This window comes from Falsiroseomonas tokyonensis, from assembly GCF_019024325.1.
Lineage (GTDB): Bacteria > Pseudomonadota > Alphaproteobacteria > Acetobacterales > Acetobacteraceae > Falsiroseomonas > Falsiroseomonas tokyonensis.
The window spans coordinates 269,942-295,125 of sequence record NZ_JAFNJS010000003.1; the positions used below are offsets into that span (position 1 = coordinate 269,942).

A 25,184-nucleotide genomic window follows, 5' to 3' on the forward strand; every position below is an offset into this window, starting at 1 on the left:
GTCAGAGCAGCCCCAGTTCCTGCAGCCCGCTGCGCAGCCCATCCAGCGGCGCGCCGGTGAGCGGCCGCAGCGGCGGGCGCGGCGTGCCGCCGCCCGGAAAACCCATCATGTCCATCGCCGCCTTGGTCGCCGGATACAGCGTGCGGCCGCCGCTGACGAAAAGATCCGTCAGCCTGCGCCCCATCTCCTGCAGCTCCGCCGCGTCGTCACGCCCATCGCGCGCCGCGTAGTAGAGGTCCAGGCAGCCGGTCCAGACATTAGGGAAGCAATCGACCGTACCATCCGCGCCCAGCGCAACGGCCGGCACGCCGAAGACGGAGGAGGGGCCGCAGAAGACGCGCAGCCGATCCTTCACCGCCAGTAGCGTGCCGTAGAAATTGTTCCAGTCGCCGGAAGATTCCTTGATGGCGACGATCTTCTCCAGATCAGCCAAACGATCCGCCAGCGCGGGCGAAATCGCGTTCACCGCATTGCCGGGAATGTTGTAAGCGATGATCGGCAGCTCGACGGCCTCCGAGACCGCCTTGTAATGGGCAAAGATCTCGTCGTCGGTCAGCTTCACGAAATAGGGCGGCAGCACCAGCACGCCATCGGCGCCGGCCTCCTTCGCCTTGGCGGCCAGCGCGATGGTATCGGCCTCGCCGACGCAGCCCGTGCCGACGATGACGGTGCCGCGGCCAGCGGTCGCCTTTACCGCCTCATGATAGAGTGCAGCGCGTTCCTGCATGTTCAGCGCCCAGAATTCACCGGTGCAGCCGCAGGCGACCACGCCGGTGGCACCGGCATCCAACATGCGCGTGACATTCGCGGCGAAGCCGGCGCTATCGATGCGGCCCTGGCTGTCGAAGGGCGTGGTCAGCGCCGGCATCGGCCCCGACCAGTCGACATCGTCGCGGTTCATGCGGAAATCTCCTCGGTGGCACGCGCCTCGAGGCGCAGTTCGGTGGTGGCGTCGAACAGATGCAGGCGGTCCGCCCGCAGGGCGAAGGGCACAATTTCGCCCGGCCGCAGATGCGATTCAGCCGGCGCGCGCGCGGTCAGCGCCGCACCCTCCGCCTCCAGCATCACGATGGTCTCATGCCCCGTGGGTTCCACCACGCGCACGGTGGCGCGGAAGGGACCTGCGCCCAGCAGCACATCCTCCGGCCGCACGCCGAGAGCGACCCTGGTCGGCGCGCCGGCGACCTGGAAGGGCACGGTGATGGCGGGGTGGCGGAACACCCGGCCATTGAATTCGCCGTGGACGATATTCATCGGCGGCGTGCCGATGAAGCTGGCGACGAAGAGATTTGCGGGCCTGTCATAGACCTCCCGCGGCGGCGCGAATTGCCGCAGCTCGCCGCCCTCCATCACCGCGATGCGATCCGACATCGTCATCGCTTCCAGCTGGTCATGCGTCACATAGACAAAGGTGCGGCCAAGCTGGCGGTGCAGCTCGATCAGCTCCGCCCGCATATGCGCGCGCAGCTTGGCGTCCAGGTTCGACAGCGGCTCATCCAGCAGGAAGACTTTCGGGCTGCGCACCAGCGCCCGGCCAAGCGCCACGCGCTGCTGCTGCCCGCCCGAAAGCTGCCGCGGCTTGCGGTCCAGCAGCGCCTCCAGCTTCAGCATGGCGGCGATGCGCTTCACCTGCGCCTCACGCTCCCCGCGGGCCATACCCTGCTTCTTCAGCGGATAGGCGATGTTCTCGCCCACGGTCATATGCGGGTACAGGGCGTAGGATTGAAACACCATCGCCACGTCGCGCTTGCCCGGCGCCACGTCGTTCACCACGCGGCCGCCGATGCTGATCGTGCCGCTGGTCGGGAATTCCAGCCCTGCGAGCATCCGCAGGCTGGTGGTCTTGCCGCAGCCCGAGGGCCCGAGCAGGGAGACGAATTCCCCGGCGCCGATCGCCAGATCCAGCTCCCGCACCGCGACGGCATTGCCAAAAGCCTTGCGGACCTTGCAGAAGGTGACCTCCGCCGCGCTCATCCCTTCACCCCGCCCGCGCCGAAGCCGCGTGTCAGGTATTTTTGCAGAAAGGCGAAGATGATGATGAGCGGCACACTCATCATGACGGAGGCAGCCATCAGCAGGGACCATTCGATGTTGAAGGCGCTGACCAGCATGCTCATCACCCCGGTGGTGAGCGGCCGCGCCTCATCCGTGTTCACCAGCACCAGCGCGTAGAGATACTCGTTCCAGGACAGGATGAAGGTGAAGAGACAGGTGGAGATGATGCCCGGCAGCGCCTGCGGCAGGATGACGTCGACAAAAGCCTCCATCCGCGTCGCGCCATCCACCAGCGCCGCCGATTCCAGGTCGTCCGGAATGCCTTGCATGAAGCTGCGCAGCAGCCACAGCGCATAGGGCAGGGCGAAGCTCGTATAGGCAATCACCAGGCTCAGCAGCGAATTGGCGATGCCGAGCCAGACCATCAGCAGATACAGCGGCAGGATCAGTACGACGGAGGGCAGCAGATAGGTGAAGAGCACCAGCTGCGCCAGCCTTTCGCGGCCGGGATAGCGGAAGCGCACCAGGCTATGCGCGCCGAGCGTCGCGACAGCCACCACAAGCACCGTGGTGGAGAAGGACAGCACCAGCGAGTTTCGCATATAGGTGAGGAAGGGCGTCTCCCACAGCAGGCGCGCGTAATGCTCGAAGGTGATCTGCTCCGGCCAGAATGTGGGCGGCATGCGGAACAGCTCGAACTGCGGCTTGATGGAGGTCAGCACCATCCAGAGCAGCGGAAAAGCGGTGACCAGCACGATGGTCCAGGCCATCAGGTTGAAAAGTACGCGCCTCACTTGGCGGCATCCTGCTTCGCCTGCCGCAGGTACAGCAGCATGAAGACCAGCATGACGAACATCATGGCGACAGCCACCGCGGTGGCGCGGCCCATCGCATCCATGCCGAAGGCTTCCTTGTAGACCATCAGCGGAAGCGTCTGCGTCGCGATCAGCGGGCCGCCGCCGGTCATCAGGTAGATCAGGTCGAATTCCTTGAAGTCCCAGATGGCGCGCAGCAGCACCACCACCAACAGCACATCCTTCAGCTGCGGCAGCGTCACATCCCAGAAGCGCCCCCAGGCGCCGGCGCCATCGATCGTCGCCGCCTCATACAGATTGTCTGGAATGGTCTGCAGCCGAGCCAGCACAGCGATGACGACGAAGGGGAAGTATTTCCAGGCACCCACCAGCACGATGCTGACCATGGCGTTGGGCATGGAGCCCAGCCAGTCCAGCGGCATGTTCAGCAGGCCCGCCCAGATCATCAGGTGGTTCAGGATGCCGTAGAGATCGTTGAACAGCCAACGCCAGACCAGCACGGCGACGACGGTGGAGACGAAATAGGGAAACAGGATCAGGCTGCGCGCCAGGGATCGGAAGATGATGGCCTGGTGCAGCATCAGCGCAGCCGCGATGCCCAGCACCACCTGCAACGTCAGCGTGCAGACCGTCCAGATCAGCGTATTGGCCAGCGAATGCCAGAACTCGCCACCCGCCAGCAGCTCCGCGTAATTGGATAGGCCGACGAAGTTGCCCTGCAGCGTCGGCGTGTAGATCGAGAACAGGCTGAGATAGATGGCCGATACAAGCGGATAGACGATGACGGCGCAGAAGATCAGCACGCTGGGGGCGATCAGCATCACCCCCAGCCAGGCATCACGCCGGTCGAGCGGATTCGTGGCAGGCTTCACGCGCAGGATCAGCCGCGCATGATCTGTTCGAGCCGCTGCGCGGTGGTGGAGACCACCTGCGCCACCGGCTCGTTGTTGACCACGTAGCGCTGCACCGCTTCCGCCAGCACATGGCTCGCGATGATGCGGCCGGCCGAGGTGTTCGGCTTGTGCGAGGTGCTCTCCCAGCCCAGGTTGTGGCCGGCGGCGGCGGCGGTGGACATGCGATCCACCTCCGCGCGGTACTTCTGGATCAGCGCATTCTCCTGATAGGCGGGCATGGCGCTGATGGTCTTCAGCACCGGCAGCACATGGCCGGGTGCGGCATGCAGCTGGCGGATATAGCCATCGGCGCGGAACAGATGCGCCGCGAAGCGCTTCGCCAGCGCCATGTTCGGCGCGACCTTCGGGATCATCACGCTGGGGAAGTCGTTGAAGGTCCAGTGCGGCACGCTGGCGGAGATGGTGGGATATTCGGCGCAGGTGATGCTGTCCGCGATGCGCGGATTCTGCGCCGCCACATTTGCCAGCACGCGGCCCGTGTAGATGCCGGTGGCCGTGGCGCCGGCGACGAAGCCGGTCAGGCTCTCTCCCCAGGAGTAATTGGTGGCGCCGGGCGGGCAGAACTCCCGCATCGACTTGTAGAACTCCAGCGCATTGCGGAAGGCGTCGCTATCCACCGCCACCTGCAGGTCAGGCGTGAAGATCTGCCCGCCGGCGCCGTGCACGAAACAGATGAAGATCAGGCTGGTCATCGAATTGCGCGCATAGGGCAGGGGCGCGCCATAGATGCCGCCGCGCTGCGTGCGCCGGCACAGGTCGCGCAGCTGGTCCCAGGTGCGGGGCGCAGCATCGACGCCCGCGGCACGCATCAGATCCGTGCGCAGCCACATCATGTTGGCCGCAGAATTGCCGATGCCGGTGCCGGCATATTGGCCCTGCGTGATCTCATAGATCCGATTGGCACCGTCATAGTAGTTCTCGGTGCCGACGGCCGAGATCACGTCGTTCATCGGCTCCAGCAGGCCATTCTGCCAATAGGTCGCCACCGCGAAATGCGGCAGATGCGTCACCACCGAAGGAACCTGGCCAGAGGCGAAGGCCGCGGCCATCTGCGCCGGATAGCCCTCGTCGGACGTTGCCTCGAAGACCACGCGCACGCCGGGATTGGCTTCCTCGAAGCTGCGGATCTGGAAATTGTAGGCCTCGCGCTGCGCGGGCGCGGTCTGTGGCGACCACCAGCGCAGCGTAGTCTGCTGCGCTTCCGCGGGCCGCACGCCGGCGGCGGCGAGCCCCGCGACGCCGAGCCCGAGGCTGCGGCGGGTGAATCCCTTGCTGGTGCCCATCATTCTCTCGTCCCCACTGCTTCCCTGGTTGTTGTCGCCTTTAACGGGTGACCGCCAGGCGAACGAGTGGCCGCAGTGTGAAACCGGTCGAACCGTTCCCGCAAGGGTGAATCAGCCACTTTCGGCGTTGACCGTGACGATTCCGGCCCCCTATGTTCGCCCTGCGAACACCAGCACACATGGACTCCCGCGTCGATGGACGATGCCATCCCCCAGAATTTCACCCAGCCTCGCCCCGGCGAGGATCGGGAGATCGTGCAATCCGTGCTGCGCGCGCTCGATGTGCTGCGCAGCTTCGACCGGCAGACGCCGCGGCAGACGTTGTCGCAGGTGGCGGAACGCACGGGCCTTTCGCGCGCGACCGCACGGCGCTTCCTGCTGACCTTCACCCATGCCGGCTACATGGAGCAGGATGGCGGCCGCTTCCGCCCGACGGCGAAGCTGCTGGAGCTCGGCCATTCCGCCGTCGCCTCGCTGGGGTTGTGGGACCTGGCGCGGCCGGTGATGGCGGATCTGTCCGCGCGGCTTGGCGAAGCGGCTTTCGCTGCCGTGCTCGATGGGCAGGATGCGCTCTATGTCGCGCATGCGCCCTCGCCGGGGCGTGTGGTGGCGGTGGGTATCGCGGTGGGGCGGCGGCTGCCGGCGTATTGCACCTCCGTCGGCCGCGTGCTCCTGGCGGGTCTGCCCGATGCGGCGCTGGCGCAGGCGATGGCGGCGCTGAAGCCCACTGCCTTCACCGCGAACACGGTGACGTCGAAGGCGAAGCTGCGCGAAATCGTGGAGCAGACGCGGCGCGATGGATACGCGATCGTGGATGAGGAGCTGGAGGTCGGGCTGCGCTCCGTCTCCGTGCCGCTGCGCGCGCCGGGCGGCGCGGTGCTCGCCGCGCTGAATGTGTGTGGCCCTTCCTCGCGCGTGACGGCGGAGGCGCTGCACAGCCGCTTCCTGCCGGAGATTCTGCAGGCCGCGGACCGCATCAACCGCTCGCTGCGCGACTGAAGCGCGCCGGCGTGAAGCGATCCGTGGCGAAACCGGGATCGCGCCCCAGCAGCAGCGCCGCGGCCATGGAAGCCACCAGCGGGCCGAGCGTATAGCCGGCATCGCCAGGCACCGCGACGTGCACGCGCGGCTCCTGCGGCAGCGGGCCGAGGATGCATTGCCCATCGGCCGTGGTGTTCACGCCGGCCCAACTGCGCAGCAGCCGCAACCCGCCGATTGGCGGCACGATATGCTGGGCGAGGGACAGGTTGCCGACGAGGGACGCCGCCTCCACCGTCGGGAAATCCTGCGGGCCTGCAAAGCGCGCAGGCCAGCCGCCGCCGATCACCACCTGGCCGGCGGCGAGCTGCTTCAGCGTGATCATGCGCTCCGCATGCTGCACCAGGTGCAGGATCAGCGGCGCCGTGGCCTCCGTGATGTTCATGTGCAGCGGTTCCGCCACCGTGGGCAGAGGCGCGCCCAGCGAGCCGGCCAGCGCGCCGCTGCCGGCGCCTGCGGCGAGTACAACACGGCCGGCGCGGATCACGCTGCCATCGGTGCCGTGCAGCAGCAGCGCCTCCCGCACCGCCTCAATGCGGGCGATGCGATGGCCGATGTGATACGGCACGCCGCGCGCCTGCAGGTCCCGGCGCAGCGCCTCGTTCGCCAGCAGCGGGTTCAACTTGCCTTCCTCGGCACAAAGCTCCGCGCCATGCACGGCATCGCCGAGATAGGGCGCGACGCGCCGCAGCGCCGCGCGGTCCAGCATCTCAACCTGCAAGCCGAGCGCCTGTTCGCGCCGGCATTTTTGCGCCAGGAACTCGTAATGCTCGGCGGTCTCACAGACCATCAGGCCGCCGGATTGGCGCAGCTCGATATCCGCGCCGAGATCCTCGGCCAGCAGGCGCCAGCGGCGCGCGGCTTCGGGGTAGAGCGGCAGCGAGGCTTCGAGATTCGGCACCAGCTCCGGATACATCCGCAGGAAGCGCGACTGCATCTGCACATGCAGGCTGCCTGCATTGGCGGTGGTGCCGGCGTGGTGGCCGGAATCCAGCAGCGTGACATCGCGGCCCGCCATCGCCAGCTCTCGCGCCAGGCACATGCCCACAATGCCGCCGCCGATGACCGCGATATCGGTCATGACCCGAGAAGATCCGAAATGCGCACAGGGCGCGCCGGCACGCGCGGTGCAAAACTGTCGTCCACGCCCATGCGTGCGGCGAGCAGCGGCGCGCAGTAGCGGCCCTGGCAGCGGCCCATGCCGCAGCGCGTGCGGCGCTTCACCTCGCCGATATCGCCGGGGCCGGCGGCGATGGCGGCGTCGATCTGTGCCAGCGTTACCTCCTCGCAGCGGCAGACCAGCGTCTCGGGCTGAGCAAGCACCAGGCCAGGGAAGGGGGCGCGAAACACCTGCCACAGCGCGTCCTGGAAGGCGCGGTGCCGCACCAGGCTTGCGCGCACCGGCGCATCTGAGGGCGCGCTGCGGCCCAGTGCGCGCGCCGCTGCGAGGCCGGCGATCTCGCCTTCCGCCAGTGCCGCCGGCGCGCCGCCGAGACCACAGCCATCGCCCACGGCGTAGAGGCCCTCCATGCTTGTCTGCATCTGCGCGTCGCGCTGCGGCCGCAGCAGCCCGTCCTGCATGGCATGGGTGGCGCCGATGGCGCGCAGCAGCGCAGTCTCGGGCTGGAAGCCATAGCCGCAGAGAACGGCATCCACCGTGTGGCGCGTGCCATCATCCAGCTCGGCCAGCAGCGCGCCATCTGCGGTGCGCGTGACGCTGCGCAACAGCCGCCCACGCCGCAGCGGAATGCCATGGCGGCGCAGCGTCACGAGCATGCCGAGACCCTTGGCTGCGAGCTTTGGCGCGGCCCGCAGCATGCGCGCCAGCGCCAAAGGCCGCAGGCCGGACGAGGCTTCCGCCACGGCCACCACCTGCGCGCCACCCGCGGCGAGTTCCAGCGCCACCTGCAGGTTCAGCGGCCCATTGCCGGCCACCAGCACGCGGCGGCCAGGCAGCGTGCGGTAGCTGCGCCAGAGGGTCTGTGCGGCGCCCGTGGTCATCACGCCCGGCAGGGTCCACCCGGGGAAGGGCAGGGCGCGTTCCTGCGCGCCGGTCGCGAGCACGGCGGCGCGGGGCCGCAGCCGCAGCGTCTGGCCGTGTCGCGTCGCCAGGAAGAGCAGCGGCGCGAAGGCGCCCCAGACTTCGGTGCCGTCGAGGATGCGCACGCCAGCCTCGCGGCAGGCGGCGAGCAGGGCGGCACCCTCCGACTGCTGCGCATCCATCGGCGCGAGGCCGGGCATCGCCTGCTTGTAGTACTGGCCGCCCGGGATGCCGCGCTCATCCACCAGCAGCACCTCCACACCTGCGCGCCGTGCGGCGAGCGCGGCGGCGAGGCCACCGGCGCCACCGCCCACCACCAGCAGCTCCGGCGTCTCCTCCGGCAGATCCTCGAGCGCCAGCGGCCGTGTGCCCGTCGTGCGCTGTGGCAGCGGTGCCGGATGCGGTTGGCGCATCACCTGTTGGCCAGACACGGCTTTCGTCATGCAGGCGCGCGTATTGGGCACGCCGTCCACGACCATCACGCAATCCTGGCAGGCGCCCATGCCACAGTAGAGGCCGCGTCCTCCCGGCCCGCGGCGCGTGTCGCGCAGGTCCAGCACGCCGGCCTCGGTCAGCGCGGCGGCCAGGCTCTGGCCGGGCCGCACCGCAATGGCGCGGCCCTCGAAGTCGAGCGTCACTCGGCGGCGCGCGCGCGGGTTGCGGCGTGCTTGCGCTGATAGGCGCGCCAGGTGGTGGCCCAGCGCGCTGGGTCCTCCGGCGCCTCCGAATCCACGCGGCCGATCGGCGCGTTATGGGGCGCGGTGCGCACCAGCTCGGGATCCTGCCGCGCCTCGTCGCACACCTTGGCCAGCACCTCGCACCAGAGGTCGATATCCTCCTTCGACCACAGCTCGCCCGCTTCGGGCGTGAAGGGTTCCGGCACCACCCAGGGCTCGTGCGAAAGCCAGGGCGCGTCGATGCCGTAATCGGTCATGCGGTTGCCGACCTCGACCACGCCGAGCCCCGTCTCCTCCTTCAGCGGTCCCAGCCCGTAGCGCGTCATCTCCATCCGCCAGGTCTTGGCTTCCGGGTTCGACCGCGCGACGCCGGGAATCGCGAGCAGCTTCTTCTCCATGTAGTTGTTGGCGAGCACGGCGAGGTCGGCCGCTTCCTTGATGCCATCCGCGCCCATCGCCCGCGCCCAGGCATAGGCGCGCATGACGATGTGCAGGTTGCCGAGAAACTCCCGCACCTTGCCGACCGATTGCGGCCTGTCGTCATCGAGACCGTAGCTGCCGTCAGAATTCTTCACGACCAGCGGCTTCGGCAGGAAGGGAGCCAGCTCGGCAGAACAGCCATAGGCGCCGACGGCCGGCCCACCGCCGCCCTTCGGCCCGCCAAAGGTCTTGTGCAGCATGAACATGCAGGCGTCGAAGCCGAGTTCGCGCGCGCGGATGCGGCCCATCACGCCGTTGAAGTTCGCGTGGTCGTAGAAGGCCAGGCCACCGGCCTGCTTCACCAGTGCGGTCCATTCGCGGATCTGCGGGTTGTAGACGCCCATATCGTCGGGGTTGTTGATCATCAGCGCCGCGGTGCGGGGGGACAGCGCCGCCTTCAAGGCGTCGATGCTGGGATAGCCGTTCTCCTCAAGCATCAGCGTCACCACCTTGAAGCCGGCGGTCGCCGCGGTGGCGGGGTTGCAGGGATGCGCCTGGATCGAGGTGATGATCTCGTTGCGCTGCTCCAGCTCCCCCTTCGCCGCGAAATAGCCGCGGGTGACGCAGGTGTGCGTGTACGCAGCGTCGGCGCCACCGGCGGCCTGGAAGACGAACTGGTCCATGCCGGACAGTTCGCGCAGGATGAGATCGAAGTTGTGGACGATCTCCAGCAGCCCCTGGATGGAGGCGGCCGGCTGCAGCGGATGGATCTCCGCCATCTGCGGCCGCAGGCCCAGCGCCTCGCTGAGGCGTGGATTGTACTTCATGGTGCAGGTGCCGAAGAGGCTGACGCCCATCATGCCCAGCACCTGCTGCGACAGATGCAGGTAGTGGCGCAGCACGTCGTGCTCCGTCATCTCCGGCAGCGCCGGTTTTGTGCGGCGGCGCATGCCGGCGGGGATCAGCGCGGCGGCGTCCGTCTCCGGCTGCGGAAAGACCACGCCGCGGCGTCCGGCGACGCCCATTTCCATGACGACCGGCTCGTTCCAGCGCGCCTGGTGGATCAGTTTTGCGGTCATCGCAGGATCTCCTCCAGCGTCGTGGCCAGTCGCGCGATGTCCTCCGGCGCGTGCACTTCCGTCACGGCGAAGAGCGCGCACTGCCCGAGAGCCGGGATGTCGGCCGACAGGTCCTTGCCACCAAAGATGCCGCGTTTCAGCAGCGCCGCATTCACCTGCGCCACGCTGCGGCCGGTCGCGGAGAAGTCGACGACGAATTCGCGGAAGAAGCCGGACTTCCACCGAACGGACACACCCGGAATCGCATCCAGCCGCCGCGCTGCATCATGCGACCGCGCCAGCACCAGCTCGCCAAGCTCGGCAAAACCTTCCGGGCCCATCAGCGACATGTAGACGGCGTTGGCGATGGCGGTGAGGTAGACGGAATTGCCCGTCCAGTCCTTGCCCTGCTCCCGCATGCCATAGCTGGACTGATGCGAGAGGCTGAGGGCAAAACCGTGCTCGCCGGGATTGCGCGTGGTGGTGATGGAGATGTTCAGCGTCGGATATTCGCGCGCATAGCGTTCCTCGTCGCGGGAGGCGATGAAGCCACCCGCGCCGCCACCTGCGCTCATATGCGCGCCCAGTGTCTGCGTGGTGCCGACGACGATATCCGCGCCATAGTCGGGCGGTGGCGCCAGCACGCCGAGGCTGATCGGGTCGACTCCCACGATCACCTCCGCGCCCGCGGCATGCGCGAGCCGCGCGATCTCCGCGCCCTGCGTCTCGATGATGCCGAGGAAGCCGGGATTCTCGAAATACACGGCGGTGACGCCGTCATTCAGTTTTGTGCGCAGGTCGTCCAGATCGATCAGCCCATCCGCCGCGCGCTGCGCCACCAGCTCCACCGCGATGCGGTTCGGCATGCCCTCCGGCTCGCAGTACTGGCGGATCACCGCCAGCCGCTCCGGGTCCATCCATTCCGGCACCAGCACGCGCCGCCGCCCGTTCAGCCGCGAGGCCAGCCGCACCGCATTGCCCGCCGCACAGCCCCAGGAATAGACGGGCAGGCCGACGAAGTCGCAGGCCACCAGCTCGCCGAGCTGGGAGGCGAATTCGAACCAGGCCTGGTTGCGGCCATGGTCCGACATCGCCGTGCCCCAGACGGATGTCAAAAACTCCGAACGCCCCGCGATCTCGTCGCAGATCGCCGGCACATGGTGCTGCCAGATGCCGGCGCCGAGGAAGCTGAGGTTTTCCTCGCAGCTCGTGTTCTTGCGCAGCAGTGACAGCATGTGCCGCCGCAGCTCGGGCTCGGAGCGCAGGGCCGGCGGCAGCGCGAAGTCGTGCGCCGTGCGGTGCTCGGCCGGAATCTGCTCGAACAGCGCCTCGATGGAGGGCGCGCCGATCTCGCGCAGCATGGCCTGCTTGATGGCGGGCACCGAATTGGCCATCCAGGGATGGGCTATGGTCATGCGGGCTCCTTCTCAGGCGGCGATGCGCAGCATGGCGCTGCGGTCGGGGGCGGTGCGGATGGCGATGTAGCCGGCGAGCTCCGCATCCAGCGCGGCCTCCCCGGTATCCACATGCAGGCAGGCGGGATCGAGCGCGGCGAGCTTCTGCTGCCCCGCGACCACCACCAGGTTCTCGCGACCCAGCCGGCGCAATACCGCGGGCGAGAATTGCTGGTTGCCGCGGCCGAGCAGGAATCCCTGGCCGCCGGTGACGCCGAGGATGGCGGTGGCCGGCGCCTGGTCCAGCAGCCGCAGGATCTGCGCCTCCGTCACATCCGCCGCCAGCAGCCTTCCATCGAGGGCCACGTCCACGCCCATCAGCGTGCCGGCAAAACCGAGCGCGCGCTTGATGCGCCGCATGGTGGTGCCGCAGCCCAGCAGATAGAGGCGGCCCGGCTGCATCTCCGTCACCATGCGCCGGGCCAGCGCTTCCAGCGCCGCCTCGTCCGGAATGGCGGCACCGGACTTGCCGGCCTGCATCAGCGCGCGTTCCTGTGGCACCCGCGCGACGCCATGCAGCCGCGCGCTGACGCGGCCCTGGCGCAGCGCGTCTTCGTCGAGGTCCATCACCTCGGCCTCCTGCGTCGCGGCGCGGCCCTCCAGGAAGGCGGCGGCAACGCGGCCGGCCGCGGCAGGGTTCTGGGCAAAGACGGCGGAGTGCATCTTCACCCCCGTCGGGATGCCGAGGATCGGCAGCTGCGTGCCGACCTCGGCCAGAACGTCCCGCGCCGTGCCATCGCCACCGGCGAAGATGAGCAGGTCGACCCCGCCGCCCAGCATGGCGCGTGCGGCTGCGCGGGTCGCGGCTGCGCCGGTGGCCTCGCCTGTCTCCACAACCTCGCAGGCCAGCCCCGCCGCGGCGCAGGCCTGTTCGCCCATCGAACCGGGCGCAGCCAGCACGGCCGGGCCCAGGCGCCGCAACTCGGCCAGCGCCCGCGCCGCGCGCGCGCCGGAGACCGGCTCCGCCCCCAATTCGCGCGCCCGCGCCAGGATGGCCGGCCCATCGGTGCCCTTCAGCCCGACCCGTCCCCCCATGCCGGCGATCGGATTGACGATCACGCCCAGGCGCTGCACGCCGTCTCCCCCAACAGATGTTCGCAGCGCGAACACGGCTTCGCGATGTGCACAATCTGCGGGGGGATTCGCGCGCGCGCAATCGGAAAAGCGGCTCGAGCACGATCCGTCCAGTTGGGTGGATTTGGTGCTCTAGAAGTTATTGTTTCTAAAGCACGAAATCCGATAACACTGACCCAGTGTTATCGGATTTCCTTTAGCCGCTTCCCGTCACGCGCCGCGCGGCAGACGGATCAGAGGGAGGAGGCGACCGCCGGGGCCAGGGCCGGATTCTTGCCCATCGGGTGGCCGGGGTTGCGGAAGCGCAGCTCCCCTTCCGGCGCGCCATCGGGCGGCGCCACGCCGAACAGCTCCATCCGGCTGGTGCAGGCCACGGCCACCACGCGGCGCGCCGCGGGCTCGGTCATCCAGCGGCGGGCGGCGCCCTCGAGCTCCAGGCGTTCGCGCAAGCCACGCCATTCGGCGCGGTCCACATCCTCCACGAACATGGCCAGCAGGCCGGGGCGGGTGCCGGTCAGGCGGCTTTCGGCCACCAGGGCGCAGCGGCGGGTCACGGCGGTGGCGATGGAATTCTCCCGCCCCGCCCGGGCGGCCATGACGAAGACGGAGCCATCGCCGGGGCCGGCGGTGACGGCCAGATGCGCCTCCTCGCCGAACTGGGCGCGCAGCTGGGCCGGCAGGCCCTGCACGCTGGCCTGGGCGCCGGCCAGCACCAGCGGGTCCAGCTTCAGCACGGCATCGGCGCTGGAATCCTGCCGCTTCTGGGCGGCCAGCAGACCGGCGATGCGGGCATGCAGCTCCGCCACCTGGGCGTCGGTCGCCATGCCGCCCGGCAGGGTCATCTTCAGCAGGTAGCGGCCCGGATGGGCGGCGAGCCAGGTCTGCAGTTCCGGATTCACCTTGTCGACCAGGGCGCACCAGTCGCCGCGGTGTACCTCCCGCCCTTCTTCGGCCGAGACGGATTCACAGACCACCTCGGCTTCCACGCCGTCGCGGCTGATCAGCAGGTCGAAGGGCGCTTCCTCGGCCAGGCCGGCGAACGTCACCTCGAAGCCGCGGCTGCGGTGCAGGGCGGCGGTCCGCAGCAGGTGGAACAGCGGCATCAGCGTGGCCTCGCCGGTCAGGCCGGCGGCGATCTCCGCGCGCAGCCGGGCGCGTTGCGGCACGGGCAGGCTTCCGGCCAGCTGCACCGCCTCTCGCGCGAAGGCCAAAGCGAGGCGTTCGGCGGGGGTGGCGCGGGCCAGGGCTTTGGGGTCCGCCAGCCGGGCCAGCACCAGCTCCAGCGCATGGCGCTGCTGCGCGGCGCGGCCGGAGAGGGAGGGCGCGGCCACCCGCTGGCTGATGTCGTTCAGGCGTTTCGCCCAGAGGCGGGCGCCGCAAAGGTTGCGAAAACGGTCGAGATCGGCCGGTTCCGGCCGATGGTCGGCGAAGGGCATGACTACGACCCGATCACGTTTGATGCCCTTCCCTAACGCCTGATCCGGAGGCCAGCGTCAAGTTTCGGATACGTGATGGGCGACTATTTTCGTCGGATATAGGCGGCGCGACGCTCAATTCCGCGGCAGGCGGGCCTTTTCGGGGGCATCGGGGTTCTGCGCGCGGTGCCGCAGCAGGGCATCGGCCAGCACCAGGGCCAGCATCGCCTCCCCCACCGGGACCGCGCGGATGCCGACGCAGGGGTCATGGCGACCCTTGGTCAGCACCTCCACCTCCTGCCCGAACCGGTCCACGGACTGGCGTGGGGTGAGGATGGAGGAGGTGGGCTTCACCACGAAGCGGGCGACGATGGGCTGGCCGGTGGAGATGCCGCCCAGGATGCCGCCGGCATGGTTGGAGCCGAAGAGCACCTGGCCATCCGCGCCCATCCGCATCTCATCGGCATTGCCCTCGCCGGTCAGGGCGGCACTCGCAAAACCGTCGCCGATCTCGACGCCCTTGACGGCATTGATGCTCATCAGTGCGCTGGCGAGTTCCGCATCCAGCTTGCCGTAGATCGGCGCGCCGAGGCCGGGGGGCACGCCCTCCGCCACCACTTCCACCACGGCGCCGAGGGAGGAGCCGGATTTGCGGGCGGCGGTCAGCCGGTCCTCCCAGCGCGCCGCGGCGGCGGCATCCGGGCAGAAGAAGGGGTTCTGGTCCACCTGCGCCCAGTCGAAGCGGGTGCGGTCGATGGCGTCGCCACCCATATTCACCAGGGCGCCGCGGATGGTGACGCCCTCCAGCACCTTCCGCGCCACCGCGCCGGCGGCGACGCGCATGGCGGTCTCCCGCGCGCTGGACCGGCCGCCGCCGCGATAGTCCCGGACCCCGTATTTCAACTCATAGGTGAGATCGGCATGGCCCGGGCGGAAGCGGTCCTTGATCTCGCCGTAGTCCTTGGAGCGTTGGTCGGTGTTCTCGATGTGCAGCGCGATCGGGGTGCCGGTGGTCACACCCTCGAAAGTGCCGGACAGGATCTTCACGGCATCCGCTTCCTGCCGCTGGGTCACGAATTTGGACTGGCCGGGGCGGCGGCGGTCCAGGAAGGGCTGGATATCGGCCTCGGTCAGCGCCAGGCGCGGCGGGCAGCCATCCACGACGCAGCCGATGGCCGGGCCGTGGGACTCGCCCCAGGTGGTGACGCGGAAGAGGTGGCCGAAGGTGTTGTGGCTCATGGTGCCTGGTGCTTACCGCAACGAGACGGGGCCTCCTAGGCCAGCCCTCAGCGGCCTGGCGCCGCAGCCAGCGAGACAGCCGAGGCGCGCGACACGCCCGCCGCGCGGCCGATCTCGCAAACGTAACCGGCGGTTGTCTTTTGCGCGGGGCGCAAATCTCCAGGCAGGCGGGCATGCAGACACCAGCCGAATCCGTCTCCCCATCCCCCGCCGAGACCAAGGCTTCGCATCGCTCGGTCTGGTCCTGGCTCGCCGCGCTGATGTTCGGCGCCGTGCTGGCCGCGGCCGCGACCTACACCGTGCCGAACCTGATCACCGACTGGCAGGTGCGCGACACCGCCATCCCCTTCGCCGATGGGCGGGTGGCGGAGGGGCGCTGCCGCGCAAAGCTCTTCGTGCACCACTGCTCGGCGACGCTCTCGGCGCAGACCAAGACAGGGCGCTTCTTCCGCGAGGTGAACTACGTCTTCTTCGACCTCCACACCGGCGACTACCGCGTGGCGGTGATGGCCGACCCGGCGCGGCCGGAGCTGCTGACCACCGACCAGGCGCTGGAGAAGCTGTGGAGCCGCACGCTGACCCTGCTGGTGGGCGGCGGCTTGCTGCTGGCGCTGGTGCTGGCGCCCTTCGTCAGCCTGGTCCGCAGCCGCCGCTAGGCCTGAGGGCAGGAGGGGGCCGGGCCGGCACAATCCGTCCCGCGCCCGGTTCAGACCGTCGCGATATCCGGCGCGTCCGGGTTCTTCATCCCGACGATGTGGTAGCCGCAATCCACATGGTGCACCTCGCCGGTGACGCCGGAGGACAGGTCCGACAGCAGGTAGAGCCCCGCGCCGCCCACATCCTCGATCGTCACATTCCGCTCCAGCGGCGCGTTGTACTGGTTCCACTTCAGGATGTAGCGGAAATCGCCAATGCCGCTGGCGGCCAGCGTCTTGATCGGCCCGGCCGAGATCGCATTGACCCGAATGCCTGACTTGCCGAGGTCGGCCGCCATGTACCGCACGCTGGCCTCCAGCGCCGCCTTGGCCACGCCCATGACGTTGTAGTGCGGCGTCACGCGCTCCGCGCCCAGATAGGACATGGTGAGCAAGGACCCGCCCGGCTTCATCAGCGGCACGGCGCGCTGCGCCACGGACACGAAGGAATAGACGGAAATGTCCATCGCCTGCAGGAAGGCCGGCCGCGGCGTGTCCATGTAGCGGCCGCGCAGGAACTGCTTGTCGGCGAAGCCGATGGCATGCACCACGAAATCGAGGCCACCCCAGGCCTCGCCCAGCGTGGTGAAGACGGCGTCGACGCTGGCATCGTCCGTCACGTCGCAGGGCAGCACATGCCGGCTGCCGATGCTCTCGGCCAGCGGCCGCACCCGGCGTTCCAGCGCCTCCCCCTGGTAGGTGAAGGCGATCTCGGCGCCCTGGGCGGCCAGGTGCCGCGCGATGCCCCAGGCGATGGAGCGATCATTGGCCACGCCCATGATCACGCCGCGCTTGCCCGCCATCAGCGTTCCGGTGGGAACCCCCGCACCGGCGGCTTCGTGCGTCACGTCATCTGGCATGGACAGGGGGTACCGGAGGCTGGTTGCGATGGGGCTCCGGTGGTGGCACATGCCCTTGTCACGGGCAAGGGGCCTTCCACCTGTCGGGTCCCCGCCGGCAGGAGAAGCGCCTTGGACTCGCCCAGCACCGAAGACCCCATCGCCCTCTTCGAGGCCTGGATGGCGGAGGCGGCCAAGACCGAGCCGAACGACCCCAACGCCGTCTGCCTGGCCACCAGCACGCCGGAGGGGCGCCCCTCCGCCCGCATGGTGCTGCTGAAGGGCGTCGATCACGACCGTCCGGGGGGCGGCTTCGTCTTCTACACCAACCTCGAAAGCCGCAAGGGCGGTGAACTCGCCGCCAATCCCTTTGCCGCCCTGTGTTTCCACTGGAAGACGCTGCAGCGATCCGTGCGCGTGGAGGGCGCGGTGCAGCCGGTCTCGGCCGAGGAGGCCGATGCCTACTACGCCTCCCGCGCCCGCGGGTCCCGCATCGGCGCCTGGGCCAGCAAGCAGTCCCGGCCGCTGGAATCCCGCTACGCGCTGGAAAAGGCGGTGGCGGAGCAGACGCTGCGCTTCGGCCTGGGCGAGATCCCCCGCCCGCCGCACTGGTCCGGTTTCCGGCTGGTGCCGGATCGCATGGAATTGTGGCGGGACATGCCCTTCCGCCTGCATGAGCGCCGGGTCTTCCACCGGGATGGCGCCGGCTGGCGGATCGAGATGCTGTACCCGTGACCATCCCGGAGGGTCAGGCCCCGGTCGCGGCGCTGCTGCGCCGGCTGGCCGGGGCCGATCCGGTGGAGACGCATATCTCGGCCGTCTTCATCGGCCGGGACACGGTGTGGAAGCTGAAGAAGGCAGTGCGCCTGGGCTTCCTTGATTTTTCCGACCTTGCCGCACGACGCCATTTCGCTGAGCGCGAGTTGGCGCTGAACCAGCCGCATGCGCCGGGGATGTACCGGGACGTGGTGCCGGTGACCCGCGCTGCGGATGGCACCCTTGCCTTGGCGGGCGAGGGGGAGCCGGTGGACTGGGTGCTGCGCATGGCCCCGGTCCCGAAGGACGATTTTCTCGATGTGATCGCCCGCCGCGGCGGGCTGACGCCGGACCTGCTGGATGCCACCGCGGATGCGGTGGTGGCACTGCATGCGGCCGCCCCGCCGGCGCCGCCCGGCTTCGATGCGCCGGCCGGCGCCGCCAAGGTCCTGGCCGGCAATATCCGCGACTGCCATGGCACCGGCCTGCCGCCGATGCGCGTCGCGGCGCTGGGCACGGCCATGCAGGCGCGGCTCGACGCACTCATCCCGCATCTGGCGGCACGCCAGGCGGCGGGGCATGTGCGGCGCTGCCATGGCGACCTGCACCTGGGCAATCTCTGCCTCTGGGAAGGCCGGCCGACGCCCTTCGACGCGCTGGAATTCGACGAGGCCATGGCCACGACCGACACCGGCTACGACCTCGCCTTCCTGCTGATGGATCTTTGTCAGTTCGGCCAGCGCGGGGCGGCGAACCGGGTGATGAACCGCTATCTCGCCCGCACCGGTGACTTCGGTCTGCTGCCTGGGCTCGGCTTCTGGATGGCACTGCGGGCGATGGTGCGCGCGCATGTCGAGGCGCGGCGCGGCGGCGACGGGCTGGCCTATCTCGCGGCGGCGGAGGAGCATCTTCGCCCCGTGCCGCCGCGCCTCGTCGCGGTGGGTGGGCTGCAGGGCACGGGCAAGACCTGGCTGGCGCGGCAGATCGCGCCCGATCTCGGCGCCGCCCCCGGCGCGCTGCATCTCCGCACCGACGAGACCCGCAAGCGCCGCGCCGGCCTGGCGCCGGAGGCCCGGCTGCCGCCCGAAGCCTATGCCGAGGCCGAGAGCCAGGCCGTGCATGCCGAGCTCTTCGCCGCCGCGCGCCAGGCGCTGGCCGCCGGCCAAAGCGTCGTGCTGGACGCCGTCTTCCTCGACCCCGCGCAGCGCCAGGCGGCGGAGGGCGCGGCCGCGCCATACCCCTTCACCGGCTTCTGGCTGGCCGCGCCGCTGGACCTGCTGCGCAGCCGCGTCGCCGCGCGCAGCGCGGAGGGGCGCGATGCCTCGGATGCGACGGTGGCCGTGCTGGACCGCGCCGCTGCCGCCGATCCCGGCCCCATCGCCTGGCAGGTGCTGGATGCGGCGGACCCCTTGCCGGCTGCTCGGGCCGCGCTGGCGTGACCGGACGGAAATAGGGCATAAAGTTTCCGGGAAGGCTTTCCGCACCCAAATCTGGATGAAGGAGAGGCGCGATGGCTTATCGCCGCCTGTTGCTGCCATTGACTGGTACCGCGGCCGGGGAAGCCGCGCTCGCCACGGCGCTGATGGTCGCGCGGATCTGGAGCGCGCATCTGCATTGCCTGCATGTGCGCGTCGATGCGCGGGACGTGGCGCCGCTGGCCGGCGAAGGCCTGTCGGGCGCCATGATCGAGGAAATGATGGCCGCCACCGAACGCGAATCCGGCGAACGTGCCGGCCGCGTCCGCGCCCTGTTCGAACGCTTCACCGCCACCCATGGCGACCTGACCATGGCGGCGGATCCGAACACCGCGCTGAAGGTGCCGGGCGTCACCCTGTCCTTCGAATCCATCGCGGGGCGGGAGGAGGATGTGGTGGCGCAGCAATCGCGCCTCTACGACATGGCGGTAGTGCCGCACCCCGAGGCGGATGAGGATGTCTCGTCCTCCGACGCGCTGCATGCCGTGCTGTTCGATTCCGGCCGCCCGGTGCTGATCGCGCCGCGCACGGCGCCGGAGGTGATGGGCTCCCGCGTCTGCATCGCCTGGAACGGCAGTGCCGAAAGCGCGGCCGCGGTGGCCGCCGCGCTGCCCTGGCTGCACCGCGCCCAGGCCGTGCGCATCCTGCATTCCGAGGACTACCAGCGCCGTGGGCCGGCGGCCGAGGGCATCCAGGCCTATCTGCGCTGGCACGAGATCGAGGCGGAGCTGGTGCCCTTCAAGTCGCAGACCCGCGAAGTCGGCGCCGGCCTGCTCGGCGCGGCGCGGGATTTCGGCGCCGACCTGATGTGCCAGGGCGCCTATAGCCATTCCCGCCTGCGCCAGCTGATCCTGGGCGGCGTGACGCGGCATGTGCTGGAGAATTCGGAAATCCCGATCCTGATGTGCCGCTGACCGCCGCATGAACCGCGACTGGCACGCGGCGCATCCGATGCCCGAGAAGGCGACGCTGGACCAGCGCGTCGCCTGGCACCTGGAACATGCCGAGGCCTGCGGCTGCCGCGATCTGCCGGCCAGCCTGCGGGCGGAACTGGCGCGGCGGGGGCAGGCGATCCCGGCGCGCAAGGGCGGCGGCAGGGCCGCGCCGCGATAACGGTCGTTTCGCCATTCACCGGTTGAATGGTGCCCATCCGCCCCGTCCCGCTGCGCCCTGGCCCGGCCGGGCCTATCTCTCCCTTCAACAGAGCGCCGGGGCCGATGCCCGGGCGCGGAGCGGAGACCTTCCGATGATCGATGTCCGACCCTTCGCCAGCCTCGGCGGCGCCAACCACGGCTGGCTCAAGGCGAAGCACCACTTCTCCTTCGCCAATTACCGCGACCCGGAGCGCATGAGCTGGGGCCGCCTGCGCGTCTGGAACGACGACGAGATCGCCCCCGGCACCGGGTTCGACGCGCATCCGCACCGCGACATGGAAATCATCACCTATGTCCGGGAGGGCGCAATCACGCACCGCGACAATCTCGGCAATGAGGGCCGCACCGCGGCGGGCGACGTGCAGATCATGTCGGCCGGCACCGGCGTGGTGCATGCCGAATACAACCTGGAACCCGAGGTGACGAAGATCTTCCAGATCTGGATCATGCCGGATGTGCGCGGCGCCACGCCGAACTGGGGCGCCAAGGAATTCCCGAAGGCTAGCAAGGAGGCCGGCTTCGCGGTGCTCGCCTCCGGCCGTCCCGCCGATGCGGGCAGCGCGGCGCTGCCGCTGAACGTCAATGGCGCGGTGCTGGCCGCGACGCTGGCCAAGGGCCAGACGCTGACCCAGGACCTCGCCCCCGGCCGCGCCGCCTATCTGGTGGTGGCGAAGGGCGCGGCGACGGTGAATGGCGCGGCCCTGGCCACCCGCGACGGCGCCGGCATAGTCGATGAGCCGCGCATCACCATCACGGCGGAGGAGGATGCGGAGCTGGTGATGGTGGAAGTGGCGAAGGAATAGCCATGGCGGCGGGCGGGGCCTCGGCGATGTGCCAGAGCTCGGCCCGCAGCACGCCCACCGGGTCCCGCCCCGGGCCGCGGGCCACCAGCGCCCGGTGCCCGCCGGGCAGCAGCCGCTGCCGCGCGCCCGGCAGCAGGGCAGAGGCCACCGGCACCAGGCCATCGCCCGGCCCGGCGCCCTGGGCCCGCATCCAGCGCGCCAGCGGGCGATAGGCCAGTTCGCGCCAATCGCCCGCCTGCTCGATATCACTGGCAAGCGTCGCCACCGGCAGCGCCGCAAGAAGCGCCGCGACCTGTGCCGCATGGGCGCCCATCCAGGCCTGGCGCGTGGCGGTGGTCAGGTCGCGCAGGCCGCGACCGGTGCCGAGGCGCGACAGCCGCGCCAGGTGGTGCACCGCCATCAGCACGCGCCGCCGCGCCAGCAGCGCATCGGCGACCGGCGATCCCAGGAAGGGCGCCTGCAGCGCGATGAAGCCGCGGCAGCGCGCGGCCATGCCGGGCCGCAGCAGGGCGTCCAGCGCCTCCAGCCCGCCCTTGGAATGACCCACCAGGATGGCGGGCCGCGAATCCGCCAGCAGCGCGGCGGCGATCCGCCCGGCATTCACGCCGACCGGCGCCGCGGTGGGCAGCTTCACCACCTGCACCGGCATGCCCAGCCCGCGCAGCCAGGCCAGCTGGGCGCCCATGTAATCCAGCCCGACCGGCGCCAGGCCGGCGATGACCTCGCCCAGCAGCCCGTAGCAGAGCAGCACCCGGCTGCCGGCCAGCCGCTCGGCCAGCGCGGCATCCGTCATGCGCTCAGTCCAGCGCCACGATCTGCTTGCCGAAATTGCGCCCCTCCAGCATGCCGATGAAGGCGGCAGGCGCATTGGCCAGCCCCTTCGCCACATCCTCCCGCCACTGCACCCGGCCGGCCTTGATGTGGCCGAGCATTTCCGTGCGGAAGCGGCCATAGCGCTTCCAGCCGCTGTCGGAGACGATGAAGCCCTGGATGCGCAGCCGCTTGCGCACCACCGGCCCCAGGTTCGGCCCGGCCATCGCGCCCTTCGCATCGGCGCCGGCGGCGGTGTTGTACTGCGCGATCATGCCGCACATCACCATGCGGCCGAAGTCGCGAAAGCGCGGGAAGACCGCGGCCTGCACCGCGCCGCCGACATTCTCCCAATAGACATCGATGCCATCCGGGCAGGCGGCATCCAGCTGCGCATCCAGGTCGCCGCGATGGTCGATCGCGGCATGCAGGCCCAGCACATCCTTCACGAAGGCGCATTTCTCCGCCCCGCCGGCGATGCCCACCACCCTGGCGCCCCGGATCTTGCCGAGCTGCCCGACCACCTGGCCCACGGCGCCGGAGGCGGCGGAGACTACCAGCGTCTCGCCCGGCTTCGGCTCGCCGATATCCTCCAGCCCCACCCAGGCGGTCAGCCCCGGCATGCCGAGCACGCCGAGCGCGGTGGAGGGCGGCGCCTCCTGCGGGTCGATCGGGATCAGCGACTGCGCCGGGCGCACCGAGAAACCCTGCCAGCCGAAGCCGCCCAGCACCCAGTCGCCTTCCCGGAAGCGGGCATCGCTGCTGGCCGCCACCTGGCCCACCGCCTGGCACTCCATGACGCCACCGACCGCGACCGGCGCGGCATAGGATTTCGCATCATCCATCCGCCCGCGCTGATAGGGATCCAGCGAGAGGAAGCGGTGGCGCACCAGCACCTCGCCCTGGCCTGGATCGGGCAGCGGCGTCTCGACCAGCCGGAAATCCTCCGGCACGGGCGCGCCCTGGGGGCGGCGGGCGAGCAGGATCTGCGGGTTCATCATCACGGCGTCCTCCGGCTTTATGGGGCAGGCTTGGGCCCTGGCGCCCGGCGCGTCCACCTCCGGCATGCGGCGCGTCGCGCGCTTGTCATCGCGGCGGCCGCGTCAGGACAGGTTCCGCTTCGCGCGCTCCGCCTCGCGCAGCCAGTCCTCGGTGGTCTTGGCGACCGGGCGATCGGGCCCGGCATAGGGATCGACGCCTGAATCGGTGGCGGCGAAGGGGCGGCAATCCTCGCAGAGCCGCAGCAGCGCCAGCTGCTTCGGGTCGCGGAACATCCAATGCCCGCCCTGGGTCAGCCTGGCGGTGACGCGGTCGATCTGCGATTTTACGCCAAACGGCTTCGCACAGCGCTCGCAGCAGAACGGCGCTTCTTCCTTCACCACCTGCATCTGGCCGGAGGCGGGCGCCAGGTTCAGCCGTGGCTCGAGCGAGATCACCTTCTCAGGGCAGGTGGTGGCGCAGAGGCCGCATTGCACGCAGGCATCCTCCAGTAAGCGCAGCTGCGGCGTCTCGGGGTTCGCGGTCAGGGCGGCGGTCGGGCAGACCATGGTGCAGGCCATGCAGAGCGTGCAGCCATCGGTATCGACCTTCGCCAGGCCGAAGGGGGCCAGCGCCGGCATGGGCAGCACGGCCTCGCGCCGCTGCGCCCCCTCGGCCAAGGCGCGGCCCGCCTGCCGCAAGACCTCGCGCGGCTGGCCCATTGCGAAAAAGGTTGCGGGGGGGAAGGGCAGGCCGCGGCGGGGCAGGGCGGCCAGGGCCTCGCCCAGGCTGAAGGGATCGTCGGTCTCGATGGCGGCGGCGCGCGGCGCGCCGTGCTCGGGCACGCCGAGGCCGCCCAGCACCTCCTGCGCGAAGCCGATATTGCGCAGCACGCCCTCCGCGCCATGCGCGCGGCGGCCGCGCATCAGCACGCGGATCTGCGCGGCACCCCAGGCGAAGCCGGCCAGGAAGAAGGCGAGGTCGAGCTGCGAGACCTCGTTCACCCGCAGCGGCAGCACCCGCGCGGGCAGGCCCTCGCCTTCGCGGGCCAGGGCGTCGATCAGCGCCTCGCCATGCTCGGCGTCATGCACCAGCAGCACCGGCACCTCGCCGCCCGCCTCGCGATAGGTCAGCAGCAAGGCGCGCAGCCGGCGCAGCAGGCTTTCGGAGGAGGGCAGGGCGTAGCTGGCCGCCCCCGTAGGACAGACCGCCGCGCAGGCGCCGCAGCCGGCGCAGATCTCGGCCGAGATCTGCACGCTGTCGCTGATCCGCACGCCATTCGGCATGACGCCCGGCGTGATGGCGCCGGTCGGGCAGAGATCCAGGCAGCGGGTGCAGGCTGTGCGCTTGTTGCGCGAATGGGCGCAGAGCCCGGCCTCGAAGGCGATGAAGCGCGGCTTGTCGAATTCGCCGACCAGATCCCTCGCGGCACCGAGGGCGCGTTCCACCGCGGCGGCATCGGCGGGGTCGGCGCGCAGATAGCCCTGGCGGACCTCATGCGAGGGGAAGAGCGGCGTGCCGCCCGTCAAATCCACCAGCACGTCGCAGCGGCTGACGGCGCCATCGCGGCGCGGCCCCCAGTCATAGGCGGCGCGAGAGGAGGGGCGCGGCATGGCATGGCCATCCACCACCACCTCGAAGGCGCCGAGCCAGCCGGTCGCGGCCCGCGCCCGGCCCCGCGCCACGGGAAATTCGGCGGACCGCAGCGGCGCCACGGGCGCGCTGCCATCCAGCAGCACCGTGACATCCAGCGTGCCGGCCAGGCGCTCCGCCACGCGCAGCGCCACCTCGTCCCGGCCGAGGATCAGCGTCACGCCCTCGCTCTTCAGCGGCACCAGCGGCGTGGCCGGCATCGGCACCGCGGCGGCGGCGATCAGCGCTGCCATCTTGGGCCCGGCGGCGCGCGCCTCGGCAGACCAGCCGGCGGTCTCCCGGATATTCAGGAAGTCCAGCGCCCGGGCGAAGCCGGCATCCTCCGCCACCTCGGCAAACAGTGGCGCCTGGGCCGTGCAGGCCACCGTCACCGGCAGATCCTCCGCCAGCGCGTCCCGGAAACGGTCGAGCTGGGCGATGCAGAGCTGTTCCGCCAGGCGCGGCGCCCCGCCGGCGCAGCCGCGCGCGATGGCGCGGCCATCCAGCGGCATCGTATCCTCGCAGCTGCAGACGAAGGTGATCGGGGATCGGGTCATGCGGGCGTGGCGCGTCCTCTGCCTTCCAGGCCTAGGCCCAGGGGTTGGCCCGCCATATATGC

General features: G+C 70.1%; 23 protein-coding genes. 7 read left to right on the plus strand and 16 right to left on the minus strand.

Annotated features, from left to right (window positions below; all coding sequences use genetic code 11):
* Position 1: 1 nt before the first annotated feature.
* Genes J3S20_RS11835 through J3S20_RS11855 form a run of 5 tightly spaced genes read right to left on the minus strand, consistent with a single transcriptional unit; the run spans position 2 to position 5,010 of the window.
* Complete coding sequence (locus J3S20_RS11835) at positions 2-901, minus strand: dihydrodipicolinate synthase family protein (protein WP_216836680.1); 900 nt, start codon at positions 899-901, stop codon at positions 2-4.
* On the minus strand, positions 898-1,974 hold the full coding sequence (locus J3S20_RS11840; protein WP_216836681.1) for an ABC transporter ATP-binding protein: 1,077 nt from the start codon (positions 1,972-1,974) through the stop codon (positions 898-900). Before J3S20_RS11840 ends, J3S20_RS11835 begins: the two co-directional genes overlap by 4 nt.
* Positions 1,971-2,789 carry a carbohydrate ABC transporter permease gene (locus tag J3S20_RS11845; RefSeq protein ID WP_216836682.1) on the minus strand — a complete coding sequence of 273 codons (819 nt, stop codon included), beginning with the start codon at positions 2,787-2,789 and terminating at the stop codon, positions 1,971-1,973. Before J3S20_RS11845 ends, J3S20_RS11840 begins: the two co-directional genes overlap by 4 nt.
* Positions 2,786-3,682, minus strand: coding sequence for a carbohydrate ABC transporter permease (locus J3S20_RS11850; protein WP_216836683.1), 897 nt, complete (start codon positions 3,680-3,682; stop codon positions 2,786-2,788). The genes J3S20_RS11845 and J3S20_RS11850 overlap by 4 nt, the downstream gene beginning before the upstream one ends.
* 8 nt (positions 3,683-3,690) lie before the next feature.
* Positions 3,691-5,010, minus strand: coding sequence for an ABC transporter substrate-binding protein (locus J3S20_RS11855; RefSeq protein WP_216836684.1), 1,320 nt, complete (start codon positions 5,008-5,010; stop codon positions 3,691-3,693).
* A 192-nt stretch (positions 5,011-5,202) separates the two neighbouring features.
* On the opposite strand from J3S20_RS11855, the gene J3S20_RS11860 reads away from it, so the two are divergent.
* Positions 5,203-6,006 (plus strand): IclR family transcriptional regulator domain-containing protein, encoded by an 804-nt coding sequence (locus J3S20_RS11860; protein WP_216836685.1) that lies wholly within the window; start codon positions 5,203-5,205, stop codon positions 6,004-6,006.
* On the opposite strand, the gene J3S20_RS11865 is transcribed toward J3S20_RS11860, so the two are convergent.
* The 7 genes from J3S20_RS11865 to aroC form a co-directional block, all read right to left on the minus strand.
* On the minus strand, positions 5,984-7,126 hold the full coding sequence (locus J3S20_RS11865; RefSeq protein ID WP_216836686.1) for an NAD(P)/FAD-dependent oxidoreductase: 1,143 nt from the start codon (positions 7,124-7,126) through the stop codon (positions 5,984-5,986). The two genes, J3S20_RS11860 and J3S20_RS11865, sit on opposite strands and share 23 nt — an antisense overlap.
* The gene (locus J3S20_RS11870) at positions 7,123-8,724 is read right to left on the minus strand and encodes an FAD-dependent oxidoreductase (protein ID WP_216836687.1); all 1,602 of its coding nucleotides are present in this window, start codon (positions 8,722-8,724) and stop codon (positions 7,123-7,125) included. Before J3S20_RS11870 ends, J3S20_RS11865 begins: the two co-directional genes overlap by 4 nt.
* Positions 8,721-10,262, minus strand: a complete 1,542-nt coding sequence (gcvPB, locus tag J3S20_RS11875; protein WP_216836688.1) for an aminomethyl-transferring glycine dehydrogenase subunit GcvPB — start codon at positions 10,260-10,262, stop codon at positions 8,721-8,723. Before gcvPB ends, J3S20_RS11870 begins: the two co-directional genes overlap by 4 nt.
* Positions 10,259-11,656 (minus strand): aminomethyl-transferring glycine dehydrogenase subunit GcvPA, encoded by a 1,398-nt coding sequence (gene gcvPA, locus J3S20_RS11880; protein ID WP_216836689.1) that lies wholly within the window; start codon positions 11,654-11,656, stop codon positions 10,259-10,261. Before gcvPA ends, gcvPB begins: the two co-directional genes overlap by 4 nt.
* Positions 11,657-11,668: 12 nt before the next feature.
* A complete protein-coding gene (locus J3S20_RS11885; RefSeq protein WP_216836690.1) occupies positions 11,669-12,769 on the minus strand; it encodes an ATP-NAD kinase family protein in 1,101 nt (366 codons plus the stop codon).
* Positions 12,770-13,002: 233 nt separating this feature from the next.
* Positions 13,003-14,205: a hypothetical protein gene (locus tag J3S20_RS11890; protein ID WP_216836691.1), complete on the minus strand. Its 1,203-nt coding sequence runs from the start codon at positions 14,203-14,205 to the stop codon at positions 13,003-13,005.
* A 114-nt stretch (positions 14,206-14,319) separates the two neighbouring features.
* Positions 14,320-15,423, minus strand: coding sequence for a chorismate synthase (aroC, locus tag J3S20_RS11895; RefSeq protein ID WP_216836692.1), 1,104 nt, complete (start codon positions 15,421-15,423; stop codon positions 14,320-14,322).
* Positions 15,424-15,596: 173 nt separating this feature from the next.
* On the opposite strand from aroC, the gene J3S20_RS11900 reads away from it, so the two are divergent.
* A complete protein-coding gene (locus J3S20_RS11900; protein ID WP_216836693.1) occupies positions 15,597-16,079 on the plus strand; it encodes a hypothetical protein in 483 nt (160 codons plus the stop codon).
* Positions 16,080-16,129: 50 nt separating this feature from the next.
* On the opposite strand, the gene fabI is transcribed toward J3S20_RS11900, so the two are convergent.
* Positions 16,130-16,921 carry an enoyl-ACP reductase FabI gene (gene fabI / locus J3S20_RS11905; protein WP_246602768.1) on the minus strand — a complete coding sequence of 264 codons (792 nt, stop codon included), beginning with the start codon at positions 16,919-16,921 and terminating at the stop codon, positions 16,130-16,132.
* A gap of 216 nt (positions 16,922-17,137) precedes the next feature.
* On the opposite strand from fabI, the gene pdxH reads away from it, so the two are divergent.
* The 5 genes from pdxH to J3S20_RS11930 all read left to right on the plus strand — a co-directional run bounded on the left by pdxH (position 17,138) and on the right by J3S20_RS11930 (position 21,145).
* Positions 17,138-17,692, plus strand: a complete 555-nt coding sequence (gene pdxH, locus J3S20_RS11910) for a pyridoxamine 5'-phosphate oxidase (RefSeq protein ID WP_246602769.1) — start codon at positions 17,138-17,140, stop codon at positions 17,690-17,692.
* Entirely contained in the window at positions 17,689-19,152 is a 1,464-nt protein-coding gene (locus tag J3S20_RS11915) for a bifunctional aminoglycoside phosphotransferase/ATP-binding protein (protein ID WP_216836696.1), read from the plus strand. Before pdxH ends, J3S20_RS11915 begins: the two co-directional genes overlap by 4 nt.
* 71 nt (positions 19,153-19,223) lie before the next feature.
* Positions 19,224-20,102: a universal stress protein gene (locus J3S20_RS11920; protein ID WP_216836697.1), complete on the plus strand. Its 879-nt coding sequence runs from the start codon at positions 19,224-19,226 to the stop codon at positions 20,100-20,102.
* A 7-nt stretch (positions 20,103-20,109) separates the two neighbouring features.
* Complete coding sequence (locus J3S20_RS11925; RefSeq protein ID WP_216836698.1) at positions 20,110-20,301, plus strand: hypothetical protein; 192 nt, start codon at positions 20,110-20,112, stop codon at positions 20,299-20,301.
* Positions 20,302-20,434: 133 nt separating this feature from the next.
* Complete coding sequence (locus J3S20_RS11930; RefSeq protein ID WP_216836699.1) at positions 20,435-21,145, plus strand: pirin family protein; 711 nt, start codon at positions 20,435-20,437, stop codon at positions 21,143-21,145.
* Here the strand turns inward: J3S20_RS11930 and J3S20_RS11935 are convergent.
* The 3 genes from J3S20_RS11935 to J3S20_RS11945 all read right to left on the minus strand — a co-directional run bounded on the left by J3S20_RS11935 (position 21,093) and on the right by J3S20_RS11945 (position 25,122).
* Positions 21,093-21,938 (minus strand): lipase family protein, encoded by an 846-nt coding sequence (locus J3S20_RS11935; protein ID WP_216836700.1) that lies wholly within the window; start codon positions 21,936-21,938, stop codon positions 21,093-21,095. The two genes, J3S20_RS11930 and J3S20_RS11935, sit on opposite strands and share 53 nt — an antisense overlap.
* A gap of 4 nt (positions 21,939-21,942) precedes the next feature.
* On the minus strand, positions 21,943-22,956 hold the full coding sequence (locus J3S20_RS11940; protein WP_216836701.1) for an NADP-dependent oxidoreductase: 1,014 nt from the start codon (positions 22,954-22,956) through the stop codon (positions 21,943-21,945).
* Positions 22,957-23,058: 102 nt separating this feature from the next.
* Positions 23,059-25,122, minus strand: a complete 2,064-nt coding sequence (locus tag J3S20_RS11945) for a 4Fe-4S binding protein (protein WP_216836702.1) — start codon at positions 25,120-25,122, stop codon at positions 23,059-23,061.
* Between the last annotated feature and the right edge of the window lie 62 nt (positions 25,123-25,184).